Below are 5,316 nucleotides of genomic sequence, written 5' to 3' on the forward strand. Positions count from 1 at the left end.
CAGCGCATCCAGGCCGCCTTCGAGGGCGCCGAACTGCTCGACGTCTCCCAAGACGCCATGCGCCAGCGGATGATCAAGTCGGCCGAGGAAATCGAGGTCATCAAGCACGGCGCCCGGATCGGCGACCTGGGCGGCGAGACCATCAAGGCCGCCATCCGCGAAGGCATCAGCGAGTACGAAGTGGCACTGATCGGCACCGAAGCCATGGTGCACGAGATTGCCCGCACCTTCCCCCACCGTGAAGTCCGCGATACCTGGGTCTGGTTCCAGTCCGGCATCAACACCGACGGCGCGCACAACTGGGCCACCACGCGCAAGCTGCAGCGCGGCGACATCCTGTCCCTGAACTGCTTCCCGATGACTTCCGGCTACTACACCGCACTGGAGAGGACACTGTTCCTGGGCGAGCCAGACGAGCGCTCCCTCGAACTGTGGAACGTGAACGTGGAGGTCCATCGCCGCGGCCTGGAACTGATCAAGCCCGGCGCCGTCTGCAAGGACATCGCCGCGGAGTTGAACGAGATCTACATCGGCCACGGGCTGCTTCCGAACCGCACCTTCGGGTACGGCCACTCCTTCGGCGTCCTCTCGCACTACTACGGACGCGAGGCCGGTCTGGAGCTGCGCGAGGACATCGATACCGTCCTGGAACCGGGCATGGTGGTTTCCATGGAACCGATGATCACCGTTGCCGACGGCGAACCCGGTGCCGGCGGCTACCGCGAACACGACATCCTCGTGATCGGCGAGAACAGCGTCGAAAACATCACCAAATTCGGCTTCGGCCCGGAAAACAACATCATCGACGCCTGATTGGCTGACGGAAAAATCTCAAAGTGTGTGCGGCGCGGCCGGAACCGGCGGCGCCGCACACACCGTTTAATCCGCCAGAATGGGATGCACCATGAGTGACGCTGCAGATACCACGAGTCCCAGGACCCACGCCGGCGCCCCCGACGCCCGGGGAGCCTCCGTCATCCTGAACGCCATCCAGGTGATGCGCTGCTTCAGCGTAGAGACTCCGCTGCTGGGCGTCACCGAAATCGCCACCCGTGTGGGCCTACACAAGAGCACGGTGTCCCGCATCCTGGCCACTTTGGAACAGGAAGACCTGGTGGAGCGGGATTCCTCCACCCGCCGGTTCAAGCTCGGTCTGGGCTTAATTGCTGTCACCGGACCGTTGCTCGCCGATCTGGATGTACGTCGTGCGGCATACCCTGTACTGCAAGATCTCACCGAACGCACTGGTGAAACCACCGCCCTGATGGTCTGGAATGGGAATCAGTCGGTCTGTGTCGAACAGATCGTCAGCCCCCAGCAGGTCAAACACACTACGCCGCTCGGCACCCGGTACAACACCGCGCTCAGCTCATCGGTCCAGATCTTCTTGGCCCAAGCCGGCATCGACGCCGCCCGACGCATGATCTCCGAGGGGGCGGTCATCCTGCCAGACAGCACTCCGGCCGCCTTGGATGCCTACACCGACCGACTCAAAGATGTGTCGGGCCACGGCGTCGCCGTCAATTACGGCGAAACTTCAGCCGAAGAAGTCGGCGTGGCCGCCCCCGTTTTTGACCACCGGGGGGATCTCGCCGCCTGTGTCATGCTCGCGGCACCCCGCTTCCGCATCTCTGAAGAAGTGCTGAGCACTCTCACCAAGGCTTGCAAGCGTGCTGCTTCCGAAGTGACAGTTCGTCTCGGCGGACAACCTGGGGCCTGAGCGCCAGTTTCGAAAATACGACCCGCGCGGAGCTGTCGTCCCGCCGCTCTTAGAGGCCGGCGTCTACCGGTGACGGATTCTTCGCCAAGTGGACTGCCAAGTACAGTCCTGGCAGTTTCGCGCTGCCGCGCGGGTCGCCGCCGATCAACTCGAAAATTTTCCGCAGCCGCTTGTGCAAGGTTTGGCGCTCGATGAATAGGACCCGGGCAGCTTCGGCTGAATTGCATCCGCTGATCAGCCAGGCATCGAGCGTACCGAGCATCCGAGTCCCCCGCCTGCGGTCATAGTCCAACAGTTCGCCCAGCAGTTCCTGGGTGATGCGTCCGCCCACCGGCCCGGACAGCTCACGGGCCTCCAACCGTTCGAGGAGGAAATCCTCACAGTCGCGGAAGTTGGACTCGAGATCGTCGGGCGCCCCGACGGCCTGGGTGAGACGGGCTTCAACCAGCGACGAGTGGGCATGCAGCGGAGTGGCCATCGTTGGCCCCATGGCGCCCGCCACCGCCAGACCGCGGAGGTCGGCGCGCAACCCTTCCAGGAGTTCCCGCCGCTCCTGGCGCGTCCCGCTGATACTGAGCTGGACCATGGCCCACAGGCTTTCGCCGTCCAGATAGGTCAGGGCATCGGGACACCGGGTCCGGAGTATCTTTTCTGCGACGCCCCGCGCGCTACTCAGCCCGATCCGGCGAAACACCATGACGAAGGCCGGCTGGGCCGTCGATACGCCTGCCGCTGTGCACAATTCGTGGATCTGCGAAGCACTGGCCCCGCTGACGACAGCCCGCATCAGGGCCGTGTGCGCTATCTGCTGCGCCGTCGGTCGGTGCTGCTGGGATACGGCCAGCGCCAGAATGCTGCCAATCCGCTCCCCCACCGTCTTCAGCAACTCCGGCGGGACATCCTGCCGGCTTTGGAGCCGCAACCGGGCGGACACCAGGGTGCCAACAAAAATGTCGGACTCCACGTTGACCGAGGTCGAATCGGGAGGGAAGCCGCCGGCGAACTCCAGGACGCTTCCGCTGGGATCCAGCAGCTCCACCTCGATCCGCAACGCCTGCGAGACGATGTCGATCAAGGGGCTCAGTGCCGGCCCGGACGTGGCGAGGTGGTCCGCCAAGTGCTGCGAGATGGAATCCGCGGTCTGCAGCGCCGTGACATGTTCGGACACGACTTTCCGGTTGACCTCCTCCGCAATCTCCACAAAGGGGACGACCCGCTGCAACTCGATCAGCGGCAGGCCCACTTCCTCGGCCGCCTCGACGAGTTCGGCCGACAGGGAGCGGCCAGAACCCGCAGTTTGAATCGCCAAGGCCGTCACATGCCGCGCAGCTAGGCTCCGGACGTACTCGTGTTGCGCGGCGGGCCTGAGGTTCAGCAGGGCGTCCCCGCCGCTGAGAAGCAGTTCCTGGCCACGCAGGAGCGGCGCTATTTCGAGGACCTCACTCGAATGAACCCATCTCACCGTGCCCGTATCAATCAACGCTTTGCCCGCGCGCACCAGCGGACTGGCGCGCTTCATCACGTCAAGCTCCAGCACATCCGACAACTTAACGACCATAGAAAACTCCCACGTTTAGGCGCTGTGGGCCGAACCGCAAGCGACAGAGTGTCACCGGACAAGCCCTCAAGTGGTTACCATCCGAATATACGCTGTGAGCTGCATCACCTCTACTCTGGATTCAGGCCTGCTCCGCTTCCCGTTCCAATTCATGAGGAGAACAGCCATGAGCCAGCGATCCGCCACCAAATCCGAACAAAGTACCCACAACGTAGAAGATATCCTCCAGCCGGTTCCCGAATCGGCCCGCACCACCAAGCTCTCCGGTCAGTTCTGGATCTGGGCAGGCGCCAATGTCGCGCCTATCAACTGGATCCTCGGCGCACTGGGCATCACGCTGGGCCTCAGCCTGGCGGACACTCTGACAGTCCTGATCGCCGGCAATGTCATCGGCATGCTCGGGTTCGGCTTCTTCGTCATCTTGGGCCAGCGCACCGGCGCCACTGGCATGCTCCTAGCCCGGGGTGCCTTTGGCCGCCGCGGCGCCTACTTGCCGGCCGCCATCCAAGCCGTGATCGCCATTGGCTGGTCTGCAGTCAACACTTGGGTAATTTTGGATCTCATCATGGCCCTGTTCGGAATGATCGGCTGGGTCGACCCCGAGCAATCGAATCTGGGTTGGCGGATCGCCACCGCAGCCGTGATCATGGGAATCCAGGTAGCCATCTGCTACCGCGGCTACCGGGCCATCTCCCGGTTCGAGCGCATCACCATGCCGCCGACAGTGCTGGTGCTGATCGCTATGTCCGTCGTGGCCTGGACCCAGCTCGATATTGACTGGTCGTACCAGGGCCCGGTCGGCGAGGTGCTCACCGGAATGCCCCGAATCGCAGCCATGTCCTCCATCATGACCGCCATCGGCATCGGCTGGGGCATCGGCTGGTTCACCTACGCTCCTGACTACTCACGCTTCGTCAGCAAGAAGATTCGGCCGTCCAAGCTCTACATCGTCAGCGTCTTGGGCCAGTTCCTCCCGGTTGTCTGGCTCGGTGTGCTCGGTGCAAGCCTGGCAACGAAGAATGGCAGCGCCGACCCCGGCCAACTCATCGTCGAAAACTACGGAGCCTTCGCGATCCCGGTGATCCTGCTGGTCATCCACGGCCCCATCGCCACGAACATCATCAACATGTACACCTTCAGTGTGGCCACGCAGGCTCTGGACATTCAGGTTTCCCGCAAGAAGCTCTCCATCCTGGTGGGTTGCCTCGCCATGGGAGCGGTCATCGGTTTCATGTTCGCGACCGACTTTGCCCACCTGCTGCATAACTGGATCATCGCGATCGCAGCGTGGGTGGCCACCTGGGGCGGCATCATGGCCGTGCACTATTTCGTCTTCGAGCGCCGCCACAAGAACTTCAGCTACCTGTTCCGTTCGGTTGATGACACCCAGCTGAAGGCCTTCAACCCGGCAGCTTTCATCGCCTTCTTCGCCGGTATCTTCATGACCTGGATGTGCATGTACGGCTCCGTCCCCGTGCTGCAGGGACCGATCGCCACCGCAGTAGGCGGCATCGACTTCTCCTGGCTCGGCGGAACCGTGACGGCTGCAACGGTCTACTTCGTCCTCGGCTACCCCCGGTTCAAGTCACGCATCGCAGCCGGCATCCCGCTGGGCCTCAAGGAGAGCAGCTCCGACGAGGAGTTCCTGAAGAAGTACGGAAGCTGCGAAACCGCCTTGGCGGATTCCGAAGAGCCAGTCCCCACGGACACTCCGCCCGCTCCCGAGACCCGGACGGCTGCACCCACCCCCTAAGACCACAACGGCCTCACGTATCAACAGCACTAAAGGAGAACCCATGACCATCGCTACCAGCTCAGCCAACAGCGTTTCCGAACTCGAGCGTCTGAAAGTCCTGCACAACGGAGAAAAGCAGCAACTGACCTTCTCCGATGCAGAGTTCGAACGCCGCCTGACCGGGCTGCGCGCCATCATGGCCGCCAAGGAACTCGACGCAGTCATCCTGACCAGCTACCACGGCATCAAGTACTACTCGGACTTCCTCTACACCACGTTCGGCCGCAACTACGCCCTGGTAGT

General features: G+C 62.9%; 5 protein-coding genes. 4 read left to right on the forward strand and 1 reads right to left on the reverse strand.

The features are described from left to right. Window positions 1-813, forward strand: an 813-nt coding sequence (locus AB0N75_RS18775; protein ID WP_364652458.1) for a M24 family metallopeptidase, incomplete at its 5' end; no start/stop codon positions are given. A gap of 91 nt (window positions 814-904) precedes the next feature. Beyond that, window positions 905-1,720 (forward strand): IclR family transcriptional regulator, encoded by an 816-nt coding sequence (locus AB0N75_RS18780; RefSeq protein ID WP_364652459.1) that lies wholly within the window; start codon window positions 905-907, stop codon window positions 1,718-1,720. A 49-nt stretch (window positions 1,721-1,769) separates the two neighbouring features. On the opposite strand, the gene AB0N75_RS18785 is transcribed toward AB0N75_RS18780, so the two are convergent. Then, window positions 1,770-3,278 (reverse strand): PucR family transcriptional regulator, encoded by a 1,509-nt coding sequence (locus tag AB0N75_RS18785; protein WP_364652460.1) that lies wholly within the window; start codon window positions 3,276-3,278, stop codon window positions 1,770-1,772. Window positions 3,279-3,444: 166 nt separating this feature from the next. Between AB0N75_RS18785 and AB0N75_RS18790 the strand changes: the two genes are divergently transcribed. Continuing rightward, window positions 3,445-5,031: a cytosine permease gene (locus tag AB0N75_RS18790; protein WP_364652461.1), complete on the forward strand. Its 1,587-nt coding sequence runs from the start codon at window positions 3,445-3,447 to the stop codon at window positions 5,029-5,031. A 43-nt stretch (window positions 5,032-5,074) separates the two neighbouring features. Next, window positions 5,075-5,316, forward strand: a 242-nt coding sequence (locus tag AB0N75_RS18795; RefSeq protein WP_364652462.1) for an aminopeptidase P family N-terminal domain-containing protein, incomplete at its 3' end; no start/stop codon positions are given.

It is taken from the genome of Arthrobacter sp. NPDC089319, assembly GCF_040684925.1.
Lineage (GTDB): Bacteria > Actinomycetota > Actinomycetes > Actinomycetales > Micrococcaceae > Crystallibacter.